Source organism: Caulobacter rhizosphaerae (assembly GCF_010977555.1).
GTDB lineage: Bacteria > Pseudomonadota > Alphaproteobacteria > Caulobacterales > Caulobacteraceae > Caulobacter > Caulobacter rhizosphaerae.
On sequence record NZ_CP048816.1, the window covers coordinates 195,147 to 219,055 of the forward strand.

The window sequence follows — 23,909 nt, forward strand, 5'->3', positions numbered from 1 at the left end:
CCATGTGGGGGAATAGGGACATGAGCGACGAAACGCACCCAAAGCCCAGGCGAGCGAGGATCTGGCGCATCCTGGGCTGGATGCTCGTTGGCCTGATCGTGCTGATCGTCGCGCTCATCGCCCTGCTTAGCTGGTCGCCCGCGGCGCGCGACTGGACGGCCAAGCGGCTGCTGACGGACCCGGTCATCAAGACCAAGCTTGCCGGAACCCCGGTTCGCACCGACGCCCAGCCCGTGCGCCGGGTGAAGGTCGCTATGCGGGACGGAACGGCCCTGAGCACCCAGATCTTCCTGCCCAAGGGCAAGGGGCCCTGGCCGGTGATCGTCGTGCGCGACCCCTACAGTTTCGCCCACTACGGCACCTGCGACGTCTGGGTCCGCTACGACTACGCCTGCGTCTACCAGGAGGTGCGCGGCCGCGGGCCCTCCGAGGGGACGTGGTATCCGTTCGTCGACGAGCGGCGCGACGGGCTTGACCTGATCCATTGGATCCTTGGCCAGCCCTGGCAGAACGGCAAGCTGGCCATGACGGGCGGCTCCTATCTCGGCGTCGTCCAATGGGCGGTCGCCGGCGACCTGCCGCCGCAGGTGAAGACCTTTGTCCCGACGGTCGCGCACGGCGACGTTTATCAATTGGCCTATCACAACGGCGCTTTTGACGAGGGGATCGCCGGCATGTGGCTGAGCAGCCAGTTCCGCTCGCCGCTGGCGATGCTGACCGCTTCCAAGGACTGGAGCAAGAATGTCGCCGGACGCTTCCCGGCGATCGGCGTTCCCCGCGGCGGGTTCGGGCCGGCCTGGCCCGCCTATCAGGACTATCTGCTGCACCCCGACTTCGACGACCCCTACTGGCAGTCGCCGGACTATGTCGCGCTGCGCGAGGCCCACAGGAAGGTCCAGGTTCCGGTCTTCATGATCGGGTTTGCCAACGACTTCTTCCAGCCCGGCATGCTGCGCACCTATGATGAACTGCCCACGCGCGACCAGAGCGTCATGATGGTCGGACCCGGCAATCATGGCGGCCAGCCGGAAGCGGAGATCGCCGGCTCCTATACCCTCGACTACGCAGACACCCTGGCCTGGTTCGACCACTATCTGCGCGGTCAGCCGTTGCCGGAACGCCTACGACCGGGCGTCAACGTCTTCGAGCATGGCGCCAACCGCTGGCGCCACTATGCCCGCTGGCCGCTTCCGGACCCGGGCTCCAGGCCCCTGGACTATCACCTGGCGCAACTCCCGCGCTCGCAGGGCTGCGACGGCGGGACCCTGTCGGCCATGGCGCCGACCGGCGAGACGCCGATCCGCTATCGGTACGATCCGCGCAACCCGACGCCGACCCGCGGCGGGCCCTACAAGCTGATCAGCGACACCGTGGTGGAACAGGGCTCGGACCTTTGCGCCCGCCCCGACGTGCTGTCCTTCGCCTCGCCGCCGCTCGCCGCGGACGCCTTGCTGAGCGGGTCGATCAAGGCGCGGCTGCTCGTGGCCAGCGACGCGGCCGACACCGCCTTCACGGTCAAGCTCTCCGAGCATTTCGCCGATGGACGAGTCTACAACATCCGGGACGACATCAGCACGCTGGCCATGCGCAACGGCGCCAAGCATCGCCAGCGCTATACCCCCGGGCAACAGGTCGAGGTGGTGTTCGACATGACGCCGATCCTGTGGCGCCTCCACAAGGGTTCGCGCCTGCGTCTGGACATTTCCTCGTCGAGCGCGCCGGCCTTCTTCCCCCACCCCAACAGCGCCGAACCCTGGAGCCGTGTCGCCAATCCCGTCGTGGCCAACCAGACCCTCTATGGAGGCTCGATCGAGATCCCCGTCGAATGACGCTCGGCGTCCCTTCGTCATCCTCGCGGGTCAGGCCCCGCTCCCAAAGGACCGGTCGACACCTCACACCTGCAAGCCCGCCGCGAGACAAGGCCCTTGCAGGTGCGGCCCGCTCGCATTCCTTGCCGATTGCGATCCATGGCGCCATCGCCGCCGGGCGGCCGCGACGGGCTCGCCAAGGACCCCGGGCGGGTCTCACCGCCCCTAAAGGAAAGACCGATTGACCCAGGCGCCTCACCAAGTCCGCGACCGCCGTCGGCCTTCGCATGCGAGACCCTTGATGCTCGCCCTGCTGAGCTGCGCGGTTGCATGGCCAGCAGGGTCGCTCATGGCCCAGACGGTCGCCGCGTCCACCCCCGGCGGACTGGCCCAAAGCTTTGTCGATCCGCCACCCGCCGCCCGGCCGCGCGTCTGGTGGCACTGGATGGACGGCAATGTCAGCCAGGACGGCATCGTCAAGGACCTGGCCTGGATGGCGCGGGTGGGCATAGGCGGCGTGCAGAACTTCGATGGTTCGCTCCATACGCCGCAGGTCGTGTCCGAGCGCGCGCCCTATGGCGGCGAGGCCTGGCGCGCGGCGTTGCGCCGCGCGGTCGCCGAGGCCCAGGCCAGGGGGCTTGAGTTCACGATCGCCAGCTCACCGGGCTGGAGCGAGACCGGTGGGCCGTGGGTGCGTCCCGAGCAGGCGATGAAGAAGCTCGTCTGGAGCGAGCTGGACCTCGAAGGCGGCAAGCCGTTCGCCGGGGTCCTGCCCTCGCCCCCCCATGTCAGCGGGCCCTTTCAAGATCTCCCAGGCGGCGGGGCCGAGCCCTCCGCGCCCCCGCCGCCAGGCCTGCCGTCGCTCTATCGCGACGCCAAGGTGATCGCCTATCGCGTCCCGGCGGGCGACCGGACGCCGGACGCCAGGATCACGACGTCCGCGCCGTTCGACGCCGCCGAACTGACGCGTGGTGATCGCACGCGGTTCCAGCCGCTGGCGATGGGAGCCGACGGGCAAGGCTGGATCGATTTCGCCTATCCGGCGCCGGTGACGATGCGCGCGGTCGAGCTGGTGCTCGAGCCAGGTCCGCGTATCGGGCCGATCTATCCGTCCTGGCCGACCGGCCGGATCGAGGCCAGCGACGATGGCCGGGCCTATCGCAAGATCGCCGATCTTCCCGCGCGCGGCGCGCCCCAGCAGACCATCGCCTTCGCGGCCACGACCGCGCGCCATTTCCGCGTCCTGCTGACAGACCGCTACGCGCCCTTTCCGGTGAAGGCCTTCGCGCCGCCGGACACGCCCGTGGCGGCCCACGGGGTGGCGCATGTCCGTGTCCTCGGCGAGGCGCGCGTCTCCCGCTTCGAGGACAAGGCCGGCTGGTCCACCGTCTCGGGCCTCGCCGCCGCGCCGACGCCCGCGGCCGACACGGTCATCGCCGCGGGCGACGTCATCGACCTCAGCGACCGGCTGGGGCCCGACGGGACGCTGCGCTGGACGCCGCCGGCCGGCCGCTGGCGGGTGCTTCGCCTGGGCTGGTCGCTCACCGGCAAGCTCAACAATCCCGCCTCCGAGGAAGGGACCGGTCTTGAGGTCGACAAGCTCAACCGCGAGCACGTGAAGGCCTATGTCGACCACTATCTTGGCCTCTACGAAAAGGCCGTCGGGCGCGACAACATGGGCGCGCGCGGCATCGGCTACATGCTCAACGACAGCTACGAGGCCATGGCGGCCAACTGGACCGACGACATCCTGGTCCAGTTCAAAGCCCGTCGTGGCTATGATCCCACGCCGTGGTTGCCGGTGCTGACCGGACGCGTCGTCACGAACGCCGAGGACAGCGACCGCTTCTTGTGGGATTTCCGGCGGACCCTCTCCGACCTGATCGACGAAGCCCACTACGGCCAGCTTTCCGACGAGCTCCACGCCCGAGGCATGGGTCGCTACGGCGAGGCGCACGAGGCGCTGCGGGCCTTCGTCGGCGACGGGATGGAGGTCAAGAAGAGCGCCGACGTGCCGATGGGCGCGACCTGGGCTATGCCCAGCCCCTCCAAATTCCTGCCCGACATCCTGGAGTCGGCCTCGGTGGCCCATCTGTACGGCCAGAACCTCGTGGCCGCCGAATCCTTCACGGCGATCTTTCCATCCTATGGCTTCGACCCCGCAAGTCTGAAGCCGATCGCCGACAAGATGCTGGCCAACGGCGTCAACCGCTTTGTCATTCATACCTCAGTCCACCAGCCCGTCGACACGCCCGGTCCGGGCATCGGCCTGGGCGGGGTGGGCCAGTGGTTCACCCGCAAGGAGACCTGGGCGGAGCTGGCCAGGCCGTGGACCGATTATCTCGCCCGTTCCAGCCAGCTTCTCCAGCAGGGCCGGTTCGTCGCCGACATCGCCTGGTTCTACGGCGAGGACGACAACATCACCGCCCTCTACGATGAGCGGCCGCCAGCGGTTCCAGAGGGCTATGGGTTCGATTTCGTCAACGCCGACGCCATCCGCTCGATCCTGAGCGCCCAGGACGGCCAACTCGTCGCGCCAGGCGGCGGAAGATACCGCGTCCTGGCCATCGACCCCGTCGCGCGGATCACCCTGCCGACCCTGCGCAAGCTCGACGCCTTGTCGCGTCAAGGCGTGGTCATCGCCGGCCCGCGCCCAGGCCGTTCGCCGAGTTTGGCCGACGAGGATCGCGAGTTCGCCGCGCTCGCCCAGGCCGTCTGGGGCCGGACCGGGCGCACCTTCTCCACGATCGATGCGGCGCTGTCGGCGCTCGACCTTCGTCCCGACGCCAACCTTGGAAATCCCTCGCTCTCCTATGTGCACCGCAAGCTCGACGACGCAGATCTCTACTTCGTCGCCAATCTCGGCGACGCGCCCGTCGAGACGAGGGCTTCGTTCCGTGTCGGCGGCGGCGCGCCCGAGATCTGGCGCGCGGACGACGGGTCCCGGACGCCGGCCAGTTACGACAGGACCCATGACCGCACCGAGGTGCCGCTGGTGCTCGGCGCCCATGACGCGCTGTTCGTCGTCTTCGGCAAGTCGGCCGCCGCCGCGTCCTATCGCGCCCCCGCCGTGACCCTAGCAACGCTGAAGACGGTGAGCGGCCCCTGGCGGCTCGGCTTCCCGGCCGCGAGCGGCGCCCCCGCCGCCGTGCCCCTCCCTGCCCTCGCCTCCTGGACGGACAGCAAGGATCCCGGCGTACGCTATTTCTCGGGCGCGGCCCGCTATGCCAAGTCGGTGACGCTTCCCGCGAAGCCAAAAGATGCTCGCCTGTTTCTCGACCTAGGCCAAGTGGCCAATGTCGCTCGGGTCACGGTCAATGGGCGGGCTGTCGGTTACGCCTGGAAGGCGCCCTATCGCGTCGATATCACCGACGCCGCGCGGACGGGGCGTAATCGCCTTGAGATCGAGGTCGCCAACCTCTGGCCCAACCGGCTGATCGGCGACCGGCAGCCTGGAGCCGGTCCGCCGCGCGCCCAGGCGGCCTTCGATCCGTTCAAGCCCGACACGCCCCTGCTGCCCTCTGGGCTGATGGGGCCGGTCAGGCTTCTGGTCGAGGCGCCGGTCGGCCAAGCTGGTCGCGTCGAGCCGTGAAGGTGTCGGGCCAGGACCCCTGCATATAAAAACCAAGCCAGCCTGCTTTGTTGTTGCGACATGCTTCGCTTCGGGGCAAGATCTTCCAAAGCACGGGCTGGGACGGCCGACCATTTTGTGCGTGCGCGTCATTCTCGAACGCTTGCGCGCGCCCGCGACGACGTTCAACCCGAGCCGCCCTTGTCTTGATCAAACCGAGGTTGGAGCCTGTGACCGAAACGCGACGCCGCCGCACGCAGGCCGAACGGAGCGCCGCCACCCGGACCGTGCTCCTGGATTCGGCGATCAAGTGCCTGTTCGAGAACGGATATGGCACGACATCGACGATCACCGTCGCCGAGAGGGCGGGCCTCAGCCGCGGGGCGATGCTCCACCAGTTTCCGACCAAGTCCGACCTGATGGCCTTTGTCGTCGAAGCGGTGTTCGACCAGGAGGTCGAACTCTATCACGAACTGCTCAACGGCATCACCGACCCTCGCGAACGCTTGCTGGCCTATCCCCAGGCTGTATGGACCGTCCTGAGCCGACCGGCCGGCGTCGCGGTGCTGGAGATCATTCAGGGCTCGCGCAGCGACGCGGCCCTGGCCGAGAAGCTGGCGCCGACCCAGGCCAGGATCGCCGCCTTCATCCGCAAGGAGATGGAGAGCGAGTTCCCCAAGGGGCCGTCCATGGCGCTGTTGGAACTGATCGTCGGCGCGGTGCGGGGCGTTTCGATCCAGAAGGTGCTGACGCCCGACAGCGAAGGCGTCAACGGGGCCATTCCTCTGTTGCAGGAGTTGCTACGGATCGGCCTTGAGACCGGCGGGCTCGCCAGGGCGGTGGCCAACAGGTCGGCGGCCGCCAAAACCGTGGCCGACGGGCCTGGATCGGCCAAGGCGATCAAGGGGTCTTCCGACGCGCCGCCGGCGGGCGCCGCGCGTGCGGCGCCTCGGCGGGCCGGACGCAATAAGGCCTCCTGAGCGGCGCGCCGAGCGGTCAACTCGCCTGGTTCGTCCCGGACAAGGCGCTCGAGGCGGCCGCCGCGAGGATCGTCGGCCACCAGGGGCTCAGCCCCAGTTGCGTTGACGACTCGTCTTGCCAATGCCCGGGTTGAGCGCGTTGGCGGGATCCAGATCACGATAATGGGCTTCAAGCGGCGGCTTGGCGGCGTAGAGGTGGCCGACATTGTGCTCGGCGGGATATTCCGCGCCCCTGGCGTCCATCAGCTTCAGGAGATCATGCTCGAGCTGAACGGCGTCGACACCCTTGCGGACCAGATAGTCCTGGTGAAAGACATGGCACAGGAAGTGGCCGTAGTAGAGCTTGCCGATCAGGCGCTCTTCCATCGCCGCCGGCAGGCGCTCGAACCACGTCTCGGTGTTGCGCGGCAGGGCGATGTCCAGCGCGACGATGTCCTCGACCTCGTCGGCGTGGACGGCGCGGTAGCGCACCGCCGCGCCCGCCACGGCGAAGCGGTGCAGCATCGCCGCGCTCGCCTCCTCCTCCGAGCAGATGAAGACGTCGGCGTCTCGACCGCGGAGGGCCTCTTCAATGGCCTGGCTGGTGAGATATCGCGCCTCGCCGGAAACCGACAGGATGAGGTGATGTTCAAAACGCCTGCGGAAGGCGCGCAGGCGCTCGGGCAAGTGATCGGGGAGCAGGCCGGCCAGCGCCTGCAAGAGCTTGTCGCTGACAAAGTCTAGACCCGCCAGCCTCTTGAAGATCCGGTCGGTCCAGGCCTTGACCCGATAGAGCGTCGGCAACCTGCGGGTTCCGAGGGTCTGGATCGCCAGCACCGTGTCCTTGCCGTAACGGTCGGCGAGGTCGAAAGCCTGGCGATGGATGTATTCCCCTGAAATCGGCAGCGGCGTCGTGCTCGACAGCAGCAGGCGACGCAATTGGGTCAGGCACCCGGTGTCGTTGGCGCCGATGTAGAACACCGTGTTGTTCTTGATCTTTTCGAACGTATCGAGCCGGACCGCGAACACGATCAGTTTGCCCGCGCTGCCTGAGGCTTCGAACAGACGACTTGGATCGGCGTTGAACCGGGCCGGCGTGGAGGCGTCGACCTGTCGAACGATAGAGGCGTAGTCATGGGCGGCGGAGGCGGCCCGGTCATCGGCGTCGATGTCCCCGTCGGCAAAGCGGCCGGCCTGCAGATTGCCCAGGATATCCTCAGGCGTGTCGCCTAGCCGAACGCCCAGGTGATTGATCAGGCGCAGTTGTCCGGACGCCTCGACCTTGGCGAACACGGCGTATTCGGTATAGGCCGGGCCGCGGCGCACCAGCGCGCCGCCGGAATTGTTGCACACCCCGCCGACGACGGACGCTCCGATGCAGGACGAGCCGATCACCGAGTGCGGCTCGCGCCCCAGCGGCGCCAGTTTGAGTTCCAGCTCATGCAGGCTCGAACCGGCCAGGCAGACGACCTGCTTTCCCGAGCGCAGCGGAAACACCCCCTGGATGCGCCCGGTGCTGATCACCACGACCTCACGGTCATAGACGCCATCGGGCGTCGAGCCGCCCGTCAATCCCGTGTTGGCCGCTTGGGGAATGACGATGCGGTCGGCCCCGACGCAGAGCTTGGCGACCTCCCACATTTCCAAAAGCGTGGCGGGTCGCACCGCGGCGACCACGGTCCCGGCGCCGAACCGATAGCCTTGCGCGAAGGGCGCGGCGGCTTCGTCCGTCAGGACATGGGATCGCCCCACGATCCGCCGAAGCCGGTGGACCAGTTCGCCCGCGCCGATTTTCGAATTGGTCAGAAAGGCGTTCATGCAACAGATCCGGTCGGTAGGGTCGCGGCGTTCGATTTCCAGGCGGAGGGGCGCGTCGTGGGGTCCTGGCGGCGGCCTTGCACCCGCCCTCTGGCTCCGCGCGCTCTGCTCTTGCTTGGCTCTCGTCTTCGGGTCGTGAAACAAATAAACATACTATCCTGTCTTTAGATAGTGAAGGTCGGCTTTCCGACCGGTCTGAAGGCCGCGTCGCATGGCGTCGCGCCCGCCCGCGCGTCGTCGCGGGCCCGCCTAGGGCCGGACTGCTGGCCTGGCCTTGTGCATCAGGTGAAGACGCCGCCCCCGCGACCCCCTACAAACATCTGACCATAACCAGACAGCGAGGCTGTTCGTGACGCGTCCTCCAGGACGGGAGCCCATCGCGCGCGCCGCGACCAGGGCGCTCGCCGCCGACATCATCAACGGGGTCTATCCGGCCGACGCGCGCCTCCCGGTCGAGCCTGATCTGGCGATCCAACTGGGTGTCGGGCGCAGCACGGTCCGCGAAGCGGTGAAGATGCTCGTCAGCAAGGGGATGCTGGCGGTGGGCCCCAAGCGCGGAACCGTCGTGCGCCCCGCGCAGGACTGGCATCATCTGGACCCGGAACTGCTGGACCTGCGACTGAGCCAGGATCAGGCGCGCGACGCCTTTATCGGGCATCTGGCCGAGATCCGGCTGATGTTCGAGCCCTTCGCCGCGGAGATGGCCTCCATCCGCCGCTGCGATGCGGACGTGACGCGGATCTATCGCGCCCTGGCCGACATGCGTGAGGCCGATCCGGCCTCGGTCCAGGCGATCGACGCCGACATCGCCTTTCACAAGGCCATCGTCGCGGCGACCCAGAACCCGTTGCTGATCCATCTGGCGATCACGCTGGAGGCGGCGTTGCGGCACGCATTCAACACCTCCACCCATCTTCCCGCGGCCTATGTCGCCAATATCGCGCTTCATCAACAGATCGCCGACGCGGTGGCGCGACAGGACCCTGGCAAGGCCAGCGCCGCCTGCCGGGCCCTGATCGACCGCGCGGCCAAGGATCAGGCCTCGCTGAGCCATCCGTAGGGGCCGCCTGCCGCCCGCGAAAACAGGCTGGTCAGACTGAAAGTCGGATTCTACAATCATCTGATGATTGCCGGGGCGGCCTGTCCCGATCCGAGTGAGGTGGGGTGATGTCTGACCGGTCTTTTCGCTCTCAGCGCTGGTTTAATGATCTGAAGAATCCGGACAACACCTCCCTCTATCTGGGCTGGTTCATGAACTACGGCATCTCGCTGGAGGAACTGCGCTCGGGCCGCCCCGTGATCGGCATCGCCCAGACCGGTTCGGACCTGTCGCCGTGCAATCGCCACCACATGGTCCTCGCCGACCGCGTGCGGGCCGGGATCATCGAGGCGGGCGGCATCCCTTTCGAGTTTCCGGTCCACCCGATTCAGGAGACGGCCAAGCGCCCCACCGCGGGGCTTGATCGCAATCTGGCCTATATGGGTCTGGTCGAGGTGCTGCTGGGCTATCCGATCGACGGGGTGGTGCTGACGATCGGTTGTGACAAGACCACCCCCGCCTGCCTGATGGCCGCTGCGACGATGAACATTCCCGCGATCGCGCTTTCCGTCGGTCCGATGCTCAACGGCTGGCATGAGGGCCAGCGGACGGGTTCCGGCACCATCGCCTGGAAGGCCCGGGAATTGCTGGCCGCCGGCGAGATCGACGAGGAGGGGTTCATCAAGCTGGTGGCCAGCTCCGCGCCGTCGACTGGCTACTGCAACACCATGGGCACGGCCACGACCATGAACTCGCTGACCGAGGCCCTGGGCATGTCCCTGCCCGGCTCGGCCGCCATACCCGCGCCGCACCGCGACCGGGCCGAATGCGCCTGGCGCACCGGCAAGGCCATCGTCGAGATGGTGCAGGCTGACCGCAAGCCCTCCGACATCCTCACTCGCCAGGCGTTCCTCAACGCCATCGTCGTCAATTCGGCGATCGGCGGCTCGAGCAATGCGCCGATCCACCTGATCGCCCTGGCGCGCCACATGGGCGTGGACCTGAGCCTGGACGACTGGCAGGCCCACGGCCGCGACGTGCCGCTGATGGTCAATCTGCAACCGGCCGGCCAATATCTGGGCGAGGACTATTTCCGGGCCGGCGGCGTGCCGGCCGTCGTCGGCGAATTGCTGCGCGCGGGCTTGCTCGACGCCGGCGCCCTGACCGCCAACGGCAAGTCGATCGGGGAAAACTGTCAGGCCGCGAAGATCCTCGACGAGGATGTCATCCGCCCCTTCGACCGTCCTCTGAAGGCGGCCGCCGGCTTTTCGGTGCTGAAGGGCAACCTCTTCGATTCGGCGATCATGAAACTGAGCGTGATCAGCCCCGACTTCCGGGCGCGTTATCTCAGCAACCCCGACGATCCGGAGGCCTTCGAAGGGCCCGTGGTGGTGTTCGACGGGCCCGAGGAATATCACCGCCTGATCGACGATCCTGCCCTGGGCGTCAACGAACACACCATCCTGGTCATGCGCGGAACCGGCCCGCTGGGCTATCCCGGCGCGGCGGAGGTGGTGAACATGCGGCCCCCGGCCTATCTGCTGGAGCGGGGCGTGGCCGCGCTCCCCTGCATGGGCGACGGGCGCCAGTCGGGCACGTCCGGCTCGCCCTCGATCCTCAACGCCTCGCCGGAGGCCGCGGCCGGCGGCGGCCTGGCGTTGCTGCGCAACGGCGATCGCGTCCGAATCGACCTGAAGACGGGCGCGGCCAACGCCTTGGTCCCGGCCGAGGAATGGGCGGCCCGGCGCCTGGAGTTCGAGGCCGCCGGCGGTTACGTCGCGCCAGCAAGCCAAAGCCCCTGGCAGGAGCTGCAGCGCGCCTGGATCGGCCAGTTGCAGACCGGCGCGGTGCTCGAGCCGGCCGTCAAGCACCAGCGCCTGGCCCAGACCGTCGGCGTTCCGCGCCACAATCACTGACCCAGCGCGATCAGGCCGCCAGTCCAGCCGTGCCCCTTCCTCATCGGCGGGGCGCACGGCCCTGTCCACGACCGCTGCCGACCTCGCCGCCGCGATTGCCGCCGACCCCAATGGCGGCTGGGATTTCCGCGCCGTTTCGGTATCGCGTAACGCGCGCTGGAAAATACAATCAGACTTGACTGATTAATTACGGCGCCGCAATGTTTTGGTCACGGCGGACTGGAAAGAGATCCGCCGACAAGCAACAGGGAGGACCGGCGCAAAGCGCCGGCTTGGGGAGGGATATATGATCCGCAACACGCTAACCCGTGGGCTGCTCTGCGGCGCCGCGCTGGCCGTTCTGGCCGCGCCTGTCACGACGTTCGCGCAGGAGAAATCCGCGACCGCCGAGGAAAAGTCCGCGTCGACCGAGAAGGGCAAGGACAAGGATAAGGATAAGGACAAGAGCGTCGTCGAAGAGGTCATCGTCGTCGGCACCAATATCAGCGGCGTCAAGCCGGTCGGCAGCGAAGCTGTGGTGATCGGCCGTGACGAAGCGCTCAAGATGGGCGTTTCCAACGTGGCCGATGTCGTGCGACGCCTCCCCCAGATCCAGATGAGCGTCGGCGACAATGTCGGCTTCCAGGGCGGCACCGCCCACCAGGGCTACAACGGGTCGCAGACCGAAACCCTCAATCTGCGCGGCCTGGGTTCGGCCGCGACCCTGATCCTGGTCGACGGCCGTCGACCCATCGGGTCGGGCGCGGTCTCCACCACGACCGAAGCCAACCAGGTCCCGCTCGCGGCTCTTGAGCGCGTGGAGGTGCTGCCGGACGGCGCCTCGGCGCTTTACGGATCGGACGCCGTGGCGGGCGTCATCAACTTCGTTCTGCGCAAGAACTTCAACGGGCTGGAGGTTTCCGGGCGGGTCGGCAACCAGTCCGGCGGGACCGAATACGATGCCTCCATCGTGGGCGGCAAGGGCTGGGAAAGCCTCGGCGGCCTGGGCGCTGGCAGCCTGATCGTCACCTATGAACACCAGGACCGTGACGCCTTCTCGTCGGGCAAGATCGACCGTCTGCGCCGTGACCTGCGCTCGCAGGGCGGTCCGGACCTGCGGATCGACAAGGATTCGGCCAGTGTCGGGTTCTCGCCCAACATCATCAGCCAGGGCAATGCGGTCAATCCGACCATTCCGGGCGCGGTGAACTTCACCTACTGGGGCGTTCCGTCCGGAAACGGGGTCGGGATCACGGCCGCCAGCCTGGCGCTCAACAATCCCAATCTGTCGGATAACGCCGACTATACCGACTATACGGGCAAGCAGATCCGCGACCAGGTCGCGGTCCGCTTCAAGCAAGAGCTCACCGACCGCCTCGAACTGTTCGCCGACGGCAGCTACACCCATCGCGACACCACCTCGCGATCGGCGCCGTCCACCACCCGCCTTTCCCTCCTGGGCACGCCGTTCTTCATCCCCGGCCTGCCGGCCAACCAGCAGGTGCAGTACAGCACCCTCAAGGACGGGGTGATGCGGACCTTCGCGGCGACCAGCGAGTCGTTCGGCGGAGCGGTCGGCCTGAGAGGCGATGTCGGCGGCGACTGGCGCGGGGAGGCCTACTTCAACTACGGGCGCAACACCCAGTGCGACAGCTGCGTGACCGGGTCGATCAACACCCAGGCCTTTGCCGCCCAGGTCGCGTCCGGCGCGATCAATCCGCTGAGCTCGGCCCCGCTGACCTCGTCCCAGATCGCCGCGGTCTATGGCGCCAGCCGATTTGAGAGCCGCTCGACCCTGAAGGATACCCTGGTCAAGTTCGACGGCCCGCTGTTCAGCCTGCCGGCCGGCAAGGTCAAGGCGGCCGTGGGCGGGGAGTACCGGGTCGAGGAAAGCGCCAACCGCAACAGCTCCACCAGCGGCGTGGCCAATACGACCAAGGTGCTCAACACCTACGACAACTCCGCCTACGAGCGCAGCATCAAGTCGCTGTTCGGCGAGCTCTATGTCCCGCTGATCGGGGAGCAGCAGTCGGTGCCATGGGTCAGGTCGCTGACCGCGTCCCTGGCCGCGCGCTATGACGACTACGCCGACGCCGGCGACACGACCAACCCCCGGATCGGCGTGACCTGGGAAGTGAACGACGAACTGCGCTTCTCCGGAAGCTGGGGCACCTCGTTCCGGGCGCCGACGGTGACCGACGCCAACACCAACGCGGTCACCTCCGGCACCCTGTTCCCGGGCCTGCCCAACTATGATCCGCGTATCGTCAACGGCGTGCTGCCCGCGGGCATCTTCGGGCCGTTCGGCCTGACCAACGCCGCGCTCCTGCTCGGCTCCAACGCCGATCTGAAGCCAGAGACCTCGGAAAACTGGTCGGTGAGCGGTCGTTGGCAGCGGGGCGGGTTCGATCTGACGGCCACCTACTGGTCGATCAGCTACAAGAACCAGATCGTGTTCCCGGGCGCGCTGATCTATCTGGCCGCCACGCCCGCCGACGTCCCGGCCAACGGCGGCAACTACCGTGGTTGGGGCGATTACATCATCCCGATCAACAACCCCTCGACCTGCAACAACGCCAACCTGGCCAGCGCCGATCCCAAGCTCGCCGCCCTGATCCAGAACCTCAACTACGACTTCGTGTCCGGCGGCGGGCAGTTCTCCCAGGCCAGTTCCCTGAAGAACGACTTCTGCCGGGTCAATGTCGTGCTCGACAGCCGACTGCAAAACCTCGGTTCGGTCATCAAGACCGGCTACGACGTCAGCGCCAAGTACACGCGAAATGTCGGCGAGGTGTGGCTCAACGGCCAACTGGCCGTCTCCCGTCAGCTCAAGAACGACATCAAGGCCCAACCGGGTCAGGCGGCGACCAACGTCACCGGCGATCTGTCGCAGACCTATGGCGGCTTCAAGTGGAAGGGCACCGCCAGCGTCTCGGCGAACTGGAAGAACTTCGATACGACGCTGATGGCGCGCTATGTGTCGTCGATGAAGGCTCCGGGAATGCTGGACGTCAATTTCCAGCCGCTTCCGACGAAGACCCTGTCGCCGCACACCGAGTTCGATCTCACCCTCGGCTACAACGGGACTCTGAAGGAGCCGACCATGGGGCTCAAGAGCTGGCGCGCCCAGTTCGCGGTCACCAACCTCTTCGACGACTATCCCGACTTCTTCGCCAGCCAGATCGACGGCGCCTGGAACCCCAAGTACGGCCTGCCCTTGGGGCGGACCTACTCGTTCCAGCTGACCGGCCGCTTCTGACGATCGTCAGGATCTAGGTGAACTCGGCGTCGGTAAGCCTCCAGCTGCCGACGCCTTTTCTTTTTGGGTGACGATGAGCAGCGCCCGTTCCGTGCGCGCCGGGGCGTTGCGTGGACCTCGAGAGCGGCCGCGGCGATCCGTTGGAGATGGGTGATGAATAAGGCCGGTATGGAGGGCAAGGTTGTCCTGGTCACGGGCGGCGCGTCCGGCATCGGCGCGGCGGTGGCGCGGCGCCTGGACAGGCTCGGCGCGCGCGTGACGATCGGCGACCTGCGCGCCAAGCCTGGCTCGCCCGTCGAAACCCTGGCGATGGACGTCACCGATCCCAGCGCCGTGCAGACGGTAATCGACCACGTCCTGGAAGCGCATGGACGGCTCGATGGCCTGGTCCATTGCGCGGGGCTGGCCAAGACGGCGCCGTTCCTGGAAACCCCGCTGTCGGTCTTCGATGATCTGGTCGCGATCAATCTGCGCGGAACCTTCATCGTGGGACAGGCCGCGGCCAAGGTCATGGCGGCGGCAGGCCGCGGCGCGATCGTGAATGTCGGCAGTGTGTCGGGCATGACGGGCAACGCCCAGCGCTGCGGCTACGGCGCGGCCAAGGCCGGCATGATCCACCTGTCCAAGGTCATGGCCGTCGAGTTGGGCGCGCGCGGGGTTCGCGTCAACGTGGTCGCGCCGGGTCCGATCGAGACGCCCCTGGTGGCCGGCTTCTACACCGACACGATCCGACGCGAATGGATCGACCGCATGGCCCTGGACCGGTTCGGACAACCTGATGAGGTGGCGGCGGCGGCCTGCTTCCTGCTCTCCGACGAGGCCAGCTTCATCACCGGCCATACGCTGGTGGTCGACGGCGGCTTCCTCGTCCAGGGCCTGAAGGATCCCCAGTGATGCGACGTCCTAGTGCGGTCCGGCATGGCGGGGCAAGGCCGGCGGGGGCGAACAAAATCCATGAACGTCTGGAGTGGACGGGGTGGAGAGGGCGAGCGCCGACGGCGGCGTCGCGAGAACGGTATTCGGCGCCTGGGCGCCGGCGGAGAAGGGTTTTGAAATGATCGACAAACGCAAGTTGCAGGCCTCGGGCCTGGTCATGGCGGTGTTGCTGGCGGGCGGCTGCGCGCCGCTGGGCAACCCCGCCGCCAACGCCCCCTCCCCCTCTGCGGGTCCCGTCCGCGTGGCGGCGGCGGACGACGCCGAGCGCTGCGCGGCCCTCGTGGAGACCGAGGTCGCCGGCGCCCGGATCACGAGCGCGAAATTTGTCGCCCAAGACACCAAGATGGCGCCGGTGGGCCTGCCGGCCCGCGACGCCTTTTGCCAGGTTCGCGCGACGATCTCGCCGGCCCCGACTTCGAAGATTTCCGTGGAAATCTGGCTGCCGGGGCGGTGGAACCACAAGATGCTCGGCCTTGGCGGCAGCGGCTTCAGCGGCGGCCTGGTCACCGCGCCCCTGACCTTCCCCAAGCCGGCGGGCGATGGTTACGTGGTGATGGCGACCGACTCCGGCCACGACAACGACGACCAGGCGCTCTGGGCGCTCAACCAGCCCGAGCGTATCGTCGACTATGGCTATCGCGCCAACCAGCTGGGGACGCAGATCGCCAAGGCGCTGATCGTGCGTTATTACAGCGAGCCGGCCAAACGATCCTATTTCCAGGGCTGCTCCAACGGCGGCCGCGACGCCCTGATGCTGGCTCAACGGTCTCCCGACGCCTATGACGGGATTATCGCGGGGGCGCCTGCCAACAGCATCGTGTCGCTTTTGACCGGCTTTGCGAACTATCGCGCCCTGATCGAGAAACTGCCGCCCGACAGCCTGACGCCCAAGATGACCGCGCTTCACGAGGCCGTCCTGGTGCAATGCGACGCCAGCGACGGCTTGAAGGATGGCCTGGTCAGCGATCCCCTGTCGTGCCGTTTTGATCCGGCGGTGATCGCCTGCAAGCCCGGCGAGGATGCAAAGTCCTGCCTGAATCCGGCCGAGGTGGCGACGGTTCAGCAACTGTATAAGGGCAGCCGCACCCGCGACGGCCGCCAGGTCAGTCCGGGCATCTCGGCCGGCAGCGAATATCTCTGGAACGAATGGTGGACCAAGTCGAACTCTACGGGCGGCCAGTCCGCGCCCGGCTTCTTCGGCAGTTTCGTCTACGGTAACCCCAAATGGACGATGGCGTCGTTCCAGCTCGACAAGGATTGGGCGGCCGCGATGCACAAACTCAGCCACGTGCTGGACGCGACCGACACCAACCTGCGCCCCTTCGCCCGCTCAGGCGGCAAGCTCCTGATGTATCAGGGCTGGGACGATCAGGCGGTGCCGCCGTCCGGCACGATCGGCTATTTCGACAAAGCGCGAAAGCAGCTTGGCGGACAGGCCGACAGCGCGCAGCTGTTCATGGCGCCGGGCATGGGCCACTGCTTTGACGGCAAGGGCCTGACGACGGCGGACTTCGTCGGCGAACTGGACCGCTGGGTTGAGAGCGGCAAGGCGCCCGACCAGATCAAGGCGGAGAAGCCGGTGAACTTCCTGCTCAGCCTCGCGGGCGTTCCAGCCCCGCCGCTGATGACCCGTCCGCTGTGCGCCTATCCCAAGGTCGCCCACTACGAGGGCAAGGGCTCGCCGAACGAGGCCAGCAGTTTCGTCTGCCGCTGACCGGTCATGACACCTTCAGCCTCGCGCGGCGTGAGCCCGCGCGAGGCTGAAGACAGCTTCATGCGCCCGCGTTAGGGGCGGGAGAAGCGGGCGCGGGCCGGCAGGAAGGTGTCCCCGGCCGTGGCGATCACCTCGATCTCGCCGGTGTCGGGCGCGGCCAGCTTGGCTTCGCCGCGGGCATTGGTCTTGACGACCCGCGTCCCGACGCGAAGCGTGGCGTTCATGACCGGGCGAACATCGCCGCCGATGTCGGCGGTGACCTTGGCGCGCACCGCCCCGCCGGCGCGCGCCAAGTCCAGGCGCAGCGGCGTGGGCTTGGGCTGGGTGTCATAGCACGCGCCCAGCGGCGGTAGCGGCGGTGCCGTTCGGCCGTCATAGATCGCGCTGAGGGTTCCGCTCAAGGCGGGCAGCGGCCTTGCGGCGTTGTCGACCCGCAGGTCCATGAGCATCCGGCCGCTGTGGCGTCCGCTGACGGCCAGGTCGGACTTGAGCGTCCATCCGCGCTTCTCGCCCTCGCCGGCGACATCGGAGGTCTGGGACATCGCGCCGCTGACGAAGGTTTCGCCATCGTCGGTGAAGCGGTCGAAGACCACGGACGTGGCCGCGCCTCCCCCGCCAAGCTTGCCGGTCAGCTTCAGTATCGCCTGGCCGCCGGCCCGGCCGCGCACGATCGCGGTCCGATCCTCGGCATGGGGGCCTCGATAGAGGCCCGCGGCCGGGGCCCAGTCGCCGATCACGGTCGACACGACCGGCTTGGGCGCGGTCGGCGCTCGATCCAGGTGCGCCAGCGCGATGCGGTTGGGGCTGGCCTTTTGCCGGCTGCGCGAGCGTTCCTGCAGGATCAGGGTGGTGCTGTCCTGGCTCCAGTTCTGAGGGCCCAGTTGGTGGCCGGCGGCGGTGAGATCGTCGGCGTAGACGTCGATGGGCTGGCCCATCATCCGTCCCCCGTCGTCGCCGCGCGCCGGCAGCAGCCAGGGCGAGAGGTCGCACTGAAACCCTTCCCAGGTCGACACGTAGTAGGGCGCGATGGCCGCGCCGAGCATGAGGCCGCCATAGCCGCGGATCTGCGGAATCCAGGCGAAGGCGTCCATCCGGTGTCGACCCCGCCAGGAATAGGACACCAGCGACGCTTCGTCGGGCGACAGCGAACCGTCCTCGTCCCAGTCTGGGTGGCCCGTCAACCTGACGGTCTTGCCGGTCTCCAGGTCGATGCGGAGCATGTCGATGTTGTGATTGGGCAGGGCGACGGCGATGGCGCCCCGGCCATCGGGCGTGAAGCTCTTGAGTTCATAGAGCTGGGTGAGGTTCTCCCAACGGTCCGGATCCGAATCCGAGTTCGAGCTTGGTCCGGCGGGATTGATCGCCCGGGGATCGGCCGCGACGTACTTGTCGGCTCTCCGTTCGAGCCGAGCGACCACCATGACTGTCCCGTCGGCCCGGACTTCCATCCAGCCGATGTGCTGGCCGTCAGGCGCCAGGTGCCAGGTGCGGCGCTGCAGGACTGGAAACGCGCCGCGTGACGGGCTGGCGTCTATGGGAAGATACCGGTGCGTCTCACACGCCCTCAGGCTCGGCGCGCATTCGAGCACGAAGCCATTGGCCTTGGGCCCCTCGTCGATCGGCGGCGCGAGCCCGGCGGTGATCAGAAGCCGCTTGCCGTCAGGAAAGGCGTAGGTGAAGGCGCTGCGGGTCGCCGGCTGATCCGTAAAGCCGCAGGTGACGCATTTCAGGTCCGACCCGTCTTCGCGGATGATCCAGAAGCCGCCGTCGGCCTGGTTCAGGAACAGCAGCTGGCGACTGTCGTCGAAATAGGTCGGGTAGAAGGGTTGCATGCCCTCGGGAAGGGCCAGATAGCGCTTCTGGATCGGGATGAACGGCGGTTTGACGTCGGCGGCCGCGGCCAGCGAGGGGGCTAGGCCGATCAAGGCCGCGCCGGCCAGCCTGGCCAAGGTCCGTGAAACCGTTATCGGCGCGGGCCGGTGGCGCTTTGGCATCTTGGGTCCTCCCTTTAGGGCTTTTCGCTCTGGTCTGGCCTGGACGGCGCGTCGCCAGTCGCGCGATTTTCCAGCAAAGAAAATAAAAGACAATCCATCCTGCTTATAATCTTGATCCCTTCCGGGCGATGATGTTCTACAGCGGTCGAACGGAGGGACGGCCTCGACATCGTCGCGCGGCGGCGCGCGCGACGGCTCAAAGCTCTCCAGTCCAGGAGCGCGCCGGACGCTTCGGGGCGATCCGTCTTCAGGCGCCTAAGCTCTCTCAAGGCGCTGGTCCGCAACGGGAGGCGCGCAATGCCCAACAGACTTCTAGCCCTGATCCTGGCGGGCGTTGCCGGCAGTGGCCTGGGGACCGAAGCCAGGGCGCAAACGGCGTCCGAGAGCAGGGTCGTGACCCCGCGGATGTTCGCGGCGCCGCCGGCGGCCTACCGTCCGATCGCGACCTTGAGCGACACGGTCATTCCCGACGGCGCGGTGGAGAAGGTCCGCCGCGCCTTGGTCGATGGCGACTACGGGAGCTTCATGTTCAGCCCGTCGCGCGATCCCGCCCGGGAAATGCCCAAGCTGCCCCCGGACTACAAGGAGGCCATGCGGCCGGTGGGACGGCTTGATCAGTATCCGCCCGGCGCGTCCCAGTGGCTGCCCAAGGCCCTGCCGGGTGAAGCGATCCTGGGGTCATTCCTCACCGATCTTGGCGTGACGTTTCCGCCCCAGCCGAACGCGTCCCAGCCGAGCCCGGCCAAGTCCAAGGGCCCTGGGTTCTGGACGCCCGAATATATCGACATCGTGACCAAGACGCTCGAGGTCGCGCGCCAGAACGGCCGGTTCGCCGTCTATTACGACGAGGCCGGGTTCCCCAGCGGGATCGTCGATCACACCACGCCGCTCGCGCTTCAGCGCAAGGTGCTCAGCCGGGCCAGTTTTCCGGTGGTCGGCGGCCAAGGCTTGAATGTGCCCGTCGACGGCGCCGTTCAGGCCGTCACCGCGCGCAACGCCGCCTCCGGCCAGGTCGTCGATCTGAGCGCGCACGTGGCGTCGGGGCGCCTGAGCTGGGTCGCGCCGGCGGGCGACTGGACGATCGAGGCCTTCTCCCTGACGCGGGCCAAGCCCAGCGGCATCGCCAGTGATCCGGCCGTCTCGATCGATCCTCTCGATCCGGCAGCCGTCGATTGGTTCATCGATAACAGCTACGAGCGGATGTATCGGGCCTTCAAGCCCTATGTGGGCTCGGTCATCACCGCCACCTTCTTCGACGACGTGGGCGTCTATTCGTTCGAGAACACCTGGTCGGCCGGCATCGGCGCGCGCTTCAAGGCGATCACCGGTCGCGATCCCCAGCCCTATTATGGCGCGCTCTGGGGCGATATCGGCCCCGACACCCAGGCCGCCCGCGTGGGCTTCTTCAAGGCGCGCGCTGAATTGCTCGGCGAAGGCGTGCCCAAGAGGGTGGCGGCGTGGGATCGCAAGCACGGCCTGGAGGCCATGGGCCACCCGCCGGGCAACTATGACCTGCAGCCCACCGACATGAACGGCGACCCCTTCAAGTTCTTCGCCCATACCGACGTGCCGCTGGCCGACGCCATCTTCGGCTTTGGCTTCGGACGCGACGGCTACAAGCTGATCAGCTCGGTCTCCTCGGCCCGCGACCTGCCGGTGACGGCGGTCGAGGTCTTCAGCGCCTCGGGCACGACCATGGGCTATCGCCGCCTGATCGAGCTCTATGTGCGCGGCGCCAACCGTTTCGTGGTCACGCCGTTCCTGACCCACGGCGCGATCGGCGGCCCCAAGGATTTCGCCAACTGGGCCGGCCGAAGCTCGATGCTGCTGCAGGGGGGACGCCATGTCGCCGACATCGCCATCCTCTATCCGATCGAGTCGCTTCAGGCCTTCTACGCCTTCGAGGCCCCCGGCAACGGGCCCAAGCTGCCGCATGGCGATTATGTCTCCGATGACACCGACTACCAGGCGGTCGGTGGGATGCTGGTCGACGACCTCCATCGCGACTTCACCTTCATCCACCCCGATGATCTGAAGAGCGCCAAGCTGAAGATCGCTTCACGGGCCTTGATCCTCGACAACAGGATCAATCGCGAGACCTACAAGGCCGTGATCCTGCCGGGCGGCGAGGTCCTGTCGGTGGCCGCCCTGGCCAAGATCAAGGCGTTCTACGATGCGGGCGGGGTGGTGATCGCAACCTCGCTGCTGCCGTCCAAGTCCGCGGAATTTGGGCGCGACGCGGAGGTGCGCGCCTTGGTCAGCGCCCTGTTCGGCATCGACCCGGCCGCGCCCATGCCCGACGGGACCAGCGCGATCCACGCCAACCGGCGCGGCGGCAAGGCGGTCTTCATCCGCAAGCCGAGCCCGGCGGCGCTTTCCGAGGTGCTCGACCGTGTCGGTCTGGCGCCCGACGTGGCGGTCGAGGGCAACCCCACGCCGCGCACAGGCAATGGCGTCTTCGGCTACATCCATCGCCAGAAGGAAGGCAAGGACCTCTATTTCTTCGGCAATTCCAGCGACACGCCGATCGACGCCATGGTGGAACTGCGCGGCCATCTGATCCGGCCGCAGATCTGGAATCCCCACACGGGCGAGGTGAGCGCGGCGACCGAGGTGAGCTACAGCCGGCAAGGCCGGGGCGCGACCACCCGGCTGCGCCTGAAGGTGGGAGCGGTTTCGTCTCGGTTCATCGTCGGCGCCCAGGCGCGGCGAGGTCGTAGCGGCGGACGCCGGGCGCCGGGTGGCTTGGGTCCGTCTTGACCGGCCCCGGCATGGCAGGTCGCCGGACCGACGCGAGTGACGACGCAGGAGTCGAGCCGAAACGGCCCTTGATCACGCGTGGGGCATACGACAAAAGAGACCTATGGTTGTGGAAACTTGGCGTAGGTCTCGCGGCGGGCATGATTGAGCGTCTCACCGAGCGGGAACGTCAGATCCTTGAACTGGCCGCACGACACCTGACGTCAAAGCAAATCGGACCCTTGCTGGGGATCCGGCCCGCCTCGGTCGACACCTTCATGCAGAGCATCATCAGAAAGCTCGAGGTGGCCGGCCGCAAGGATGCGGTGATCGCCTACATCGCCGCGCGCGACGCGCGGCCATCGAATCGAGATGATCTCGACTTTGGATCATCGCCAATGGCTCCCTCCGAGCCTGCGAGGCCAGCTGGCGTGGTCTCCGGTGACGGTCATCGCCATCCCATACCGGCAGCTGACGGCGCGTTGGCCCCCACGGGGGTGAACGGGTCGGCGGTCGAGAGGCGGGCCAAAGCGGCGCGCCGCCTGTCTTGGGATTTGGGATCACCGGCCCGGCGACTGGTCGCCGTTGCGATCGCCGCCATGGTTCTAAGCTTGGTCACCTTCGGCGCCATCGCCGTCGGTTACGGACTAAACCAGGTGTTCGATCGCATGCTGCGCGATCATGGCAACCAACCAGAGGCCTCCCAGGCCAAGTAAAAGAGTAAGTCCATGCAGAACCTGACCGGAGCTCGCGTCGCCAAACAGTTGTTTTCGGCTGAGGACGCCATCGACCATACCCTTGGCGAGACCGCGAAGCTCATCGCCTCCATGTGCGAGGCGCGCATCACCAACCGGTTGCCCGCCATTGCCGGTCAGCGGGTGATCGGCGGCGCCGCCGAGGCCCTGGCGGCCCTGGAGCGGGCGCGCCGCAGCGTGCTGGACACGCATGATGGGCTGGCTTCGCTGCGCGACGAGTACGGGTTTGAAACCTTCGCCGCCGGCGTCTTGCATAAGCCCGAAACCGTTGCGCCATCCGGGGCGCTCGAGGTCGCGGCCTAAGCGCACAAGGCGTGTTCCCCTGGTCTCCCCTGCTCTTTGCGATCGCCATGATCATCATCTGCATGGCGGCGCTGCTGCGCGGAGGCTGGGAGGAAAAGGTGTTGGGCGCCGCCTACATGGCCGCCTGCATGGCGTCGCTGGCGGTGGAAGAGCGCCCTTGGGTGGGACCCCAAGGACTGGTCATCGCCATCGACGCCATCGTGCTGGCCCTCGCCGTCGGGGTGGTCTTGCGATCGAGCAAGGGCTGGCCGATCGTCGCCGCCGCCTTTCAGGTTCTGACCGTCGGCGCACACCTGGCCTTTGTCGCGGCTCACGGGAGGCTCGGCGCGGCCGGGTACCTGACCGTCCTGGCGCTGTGGAGTTACGGAACGGTGGCGGCGATCGCCTGGGGCGCGGTCCCCCTCGTCCTGGCGTCGTCGCCGATGTTTCGCCACGACCGCGTCGCACCCGCGTCGGTCCCCGCGCCCGGAGGCCAAGGAGAGGGGCCACCGCCTGAAGACCATGAATGATCAGGTCTGAGAGATGATGTCGCCGGCGTTCCGAAGAGGATCCGGCCTCCGGAGTGTTCGCCGCTTGAGAACGGCCTGTGCCTTGAGTGCTGTAGACGAAGCGTAGCGCCGGCTGGTTTTTACACCAGCCAGGAGTCGAGTTCTTGAGCAATCTCTTATCGCCACGCCTACGCCAGTGCCTGATGCTGGCGCGTGAGGGTCACACCGCCGTCGAGATCGCGTTCGTCCTGGGCTTGTCCTACCGAACGGTGAACCAGTATTTGTCGGACGCCTACAAGCGATTGGGCGCCCGTAATCGCATGCAGGCCGTCTCGATCGCCGTGCGGCGGGGAGAAATTCCCGCGGTCGAATCGCCGTCGCCGCCGTTTTCGTTGGGCTCAGGGTCGGAGTGTGCGCCCCCGGGGTAGGCGTGCATGGCGAGCGGTTCCAGCGAGCCAGCTGCAGATCGCGCGCCGGGACGCTTCTGGGTCGGCTTGGCGGCGCGGACCACTAGACGCTCCATCGCGATCGGCGACGGCCCATGAGCCATCGGCGGCTGCCTGCGGCTGGGGTAGCTCGGCGAAGCACGGCGCATCGGCCCGTCTTACGTTGAGGAACGCGGATCGCTGGA

The 23,909-nt window shown here is 67.4% G+C and carries 15 protein-coding genes; 13 read left to right on the forward strand and 2 right to left on the reverse strand.

Going from position 1 to position 23,909, the window contains the following annotated elements:
* Positions 1–20: 20 nt before the first annotated feature.
* The 3 genes from G3M57_RS26920 (at position 21) to G3M57_RS26930 (ending at position 6,359) form a co-directional block, all read left to right on the forward strand.
* Positions 21–1,829 carry a CocE/NonD family hydrolase gene (locus G3M57_RS26920; protein ID WP_163233990.1) on the forward strand — a complete coding sequence of 603 codons (1,809 nt, stop codon included), beginning with the start codon at positions 21–23 and terminating at the stop codon, positions 1,827–1,829.
* A 328-nt stretch (positions 1,830–2,157) separates the two neighbouring features.
* Positions 2,158–5,400 carry a glycosyl hydrolase gene (locus tag G3M57_RS26925; protein WP_163233991.1) on the forward strand — a complete coding sequence of 1,081 codons (3,243 nt, stop codon included), beginning with the start codon at positions 2,158–2,160 and terminating at the stop codon, positions 5,398–5,400.
* A gap of 209 nt (positions 5,401–5,609) precedes the next feature.
* Positions 5,610–6,359: a TetR/AcrR family transcriptional regulator gene (locus G3M57_RS26930; RefSeq protein ID WP_163233992.1), complete on the forward strand. Its 750-nt coding sequence runs from the start codon at positions 5,610–5,612 to the stop codon at positions 6,357–6,359.
* Positions 6,360–6,446: 87 nt separating this feature from the next.
* Here G3M57_RS26930 and dld read toward each other — a convergent pair whose 3' ends face one another.
* Positions 6,447–8,156 carry a D-lactate dehydrogenase gene (dld, locus tag G3M57_RS26935; protein ID WP_163233993.1) on the reverse strand — a complete coding sequence of 570 codons (1,710 nt, stop codon included), beginning with the start codon at positions 8,154–8,156 and terminating at the stop codon, positions 6,447–6,449.
* Between the two features lie 349 nt (positions 8,157–8,505).
* On the opposite strand from dld, the gene G3M57_RS26940 reads away from it, so the two are divergent.
* The 5 genes from G3M57_RS26940 to G3M57_RS26960 all read left to right on the forward strand — a co-directional run bounded on the left by G3M57_RS26940 (position 8,506) and on the right by G3M57_RS26960 (position 16,999).
* Positions 8,506–9,216, forward strand: coding sequence for a FadR/GntR family transcriptional regulator (locus G3M57_RS26940; RefSeq protein WP_163233994.1), 711 nt, complete (start codon positions 8,506–8,508; stop codon positions 9,214–9,216).
* A gap of 107 nt (positions 9,217–9,323) precedes the next feature.
* Positions 9,324–11,111 carry an IlvD/Edd family dehydratase gene (locus G3M57_RS26945; RefSeq protein WP_163233995.1) on the forward strand — a complete coding sequence of 596 codons (1,788 nt, stop codon included), beginning with the start codon at positions 9,324–9,326 and terminating at the stop codon, positions 11,109–11,111.
* Between the two features lie 286 nt (positions 11,112–11,397).
* Positions 11,398–14,349 (forward strand): TonB-dependent receptor plug domain-containing protein, encoded by a 2,952-nt coding sequence (locus tag G3M57_RS26950; protein WP_163233996.1) that lies wholly within the window; start codon positions 11,398–11,400, stop codon positions 14,347–14,349.
* 153 nt (positions 14,350–14,502) lie between these two features.
* Positions 14,503–15,243, forward strand: coding sequence for an SDR family NAD(P)-dependent oxidoreductase (locus G3M57_RS26955; protein ID WP_230983877.1), 741 nt, complete (start codon positions 14,503–14,505; stop codon positions 15,241–15,243).
* A gap of 160 nt (positions 15,244–15,403) precedes the next feature.
* Positions 15,404–16,999, forward strand: coding sequence for a tannase/feruloyl esterase family alpha/beta hydrolase (locus tag G3M57_RS26960; protein ID WP_163233997.1), 1,596 nt, complete (start codon positions 15,404–15,406; stop codon positions 16,997–16,999).
* Positions 17,000–17,070: 71 nt separating this feature from the next.
* Here the strand turns inward: G3M57_RS26960 and G3M57_RS26965 are convergent, their stop codons facing one another.
* On the reverse strand, positions 17,071–18,993 hold the full coding sequence (locus tag G3M57_RS26965; protein ID WP_163233998.1) for a TolB-like translocation protein: 1,923 nt from the start codon (positions 18,991–18,993) through the stop codon (positions 17,071–17,073).
* Positions 18,994–19,290: 297 nt separating this feature from the next.
* Between G3M57_RS26965 and G3M57_RS26970 the strand changes: the two genes are divergently transcribed.
* The 5 genes from G3M57_RS26970 to G3M57_RS26990 all read left to right on the forward strand — a co-directional run bounded on the left by G3M57_RS26970 (position 19,291) and on the right by G3M57_RS26990 (position 23,706).
* On the forward strand, positions 19,291–21,753 hold the full coding sequence (locus G3M57_RS26970; RefSeq protein WP_163233999.1) for a glycosyl hydrolase: 2,463 nt from the start codon (positions 19,291–19,293) through the stop codon (positions 21,751–21,753).
* 140 nt (positions 21,754–21,893) lie between these two features.
* Entirely contained in the window at positions 21,894–22,448 is a 555-nt protein-coding gene (locus tag G3M57_RS26975) for a response regulator transcription factor (RefSeq protein WP_163234000.1), read from the forward strand.
* 12 nt (positions 22,449–22,460) lie between these two features.
* Positions 22,461–22,790 (forward strand): hypothetical protein, encoded by a 330-nt coding sequence (locus G3M57_RS26980; protein WP_163234001.1) that lies wholly within the window; start codon positions 22,461–22,463, stop codon positions 22,788–22,790.
* Positions 22,791–22,837: 47 nt separating this feature from the next.
* A complete protein-coding gene (locus G3M57_RS26985; RefSeq protein WP_163234002.1) occupies positions 22,838–23,299 on the forward strand; it encodes a hypothetical protein in 462 nt (153 codons plus the stop codon).
* Between the two features lie 143 nt (positions 23,300–23,442).
* Entirely contained in the window at positions 23,443–23,706 is a 264-nt protein-coding gene (locus G3M57_RS26990; RefSeq protein WP_163234003.1) for a response regulator transcription factor, read from the forward strand.
* The last annotated feature ends 203 nt before the right edge of the window (positions 23,707–23,909 follow it).

Coding starts and splice junctions, on each gene's coding strand:
- G3M57_RS26920 (WP_163233990.1), top strand. CDS start 21: ATGAGCGACGAAACGCACCCAAAGCCCAGGCGAGCGAGGATCTGGCGC.
- G3M57_RS26925 (WP_163233991.1), top strand. CDS start 2,158: ATGGCCCAGACGGTCGCCGCGTCCACCCCCGGCGGACTGGCCCAAAGC.
- dld (WP_163233993.1), bottom strand. CDS start 8,156: ATGAACGCCTTTCTGACCAATTCGAAAATCGGCGCGGGCGAACTGGTC.
- G3M57_RS26945 (WP_163233995.1), top strand. CDS start 9,324: ATGTCTGACCGGTCTTTTCGCTCTCAGCGCTGGTTTAATGATCTGAAG.
- G3M57_RS26950 (WP_163233996.1), top strand. CDS start 11,398: ATGATCCGCAACACGCTAACCCGTGGGCTGCTCTGCGGCGCCGCGCTG.
- G3M57_RS26955 (WP_230983877.1), top strand. CDS start 14,503: ATGAATAAGGCCGGTATGGAGGGCAAGGTTGTCCTGGTCACGGGCGGC.
- G3M57_RS26960 (WP_163233997.1), top strand. CDS start 15,404: ATGATCGACAAACGCAAGTTGCAGGCCTCGGGCCTGGTCATGGCGGTG.
- G3M57_RS26965 (WP_163233998.1), bottom strand. CDS start 18,993: ATGCCAAAGCGCCACCGGCCCGCGCCGATAACGGTTTCACGGACCTTG.
- G3M57_RS26970 (WP_163233999.1), top strand. CDS start 19,291: ATGCCCAACAGACTTCTAGCCCTGATCCTGGCGGGCGTTGCCGGCAGT.
- G3M57_RS26975 (WP_163234000.1), top strand. CDS start 21,894: ATGATTGAGCGTCTCACCGAGCGGGAACGTCAGATCCTTGAACTGGCC.
- G3M57_RS26980 (WP_163234001.1), top strand. CDS start 22,461: ATGCAGAACCTGACCGGAGCTCGCGTCGCCAAACAGTTGTTTTCGGCT.
- G3M57_RS26985 (WP_163234002.1), top strand. CDS start 22,838: ATGATCATCATCTGCATGGCGGCGCTGCTGCGCGGAGGCTGGGAGGAA.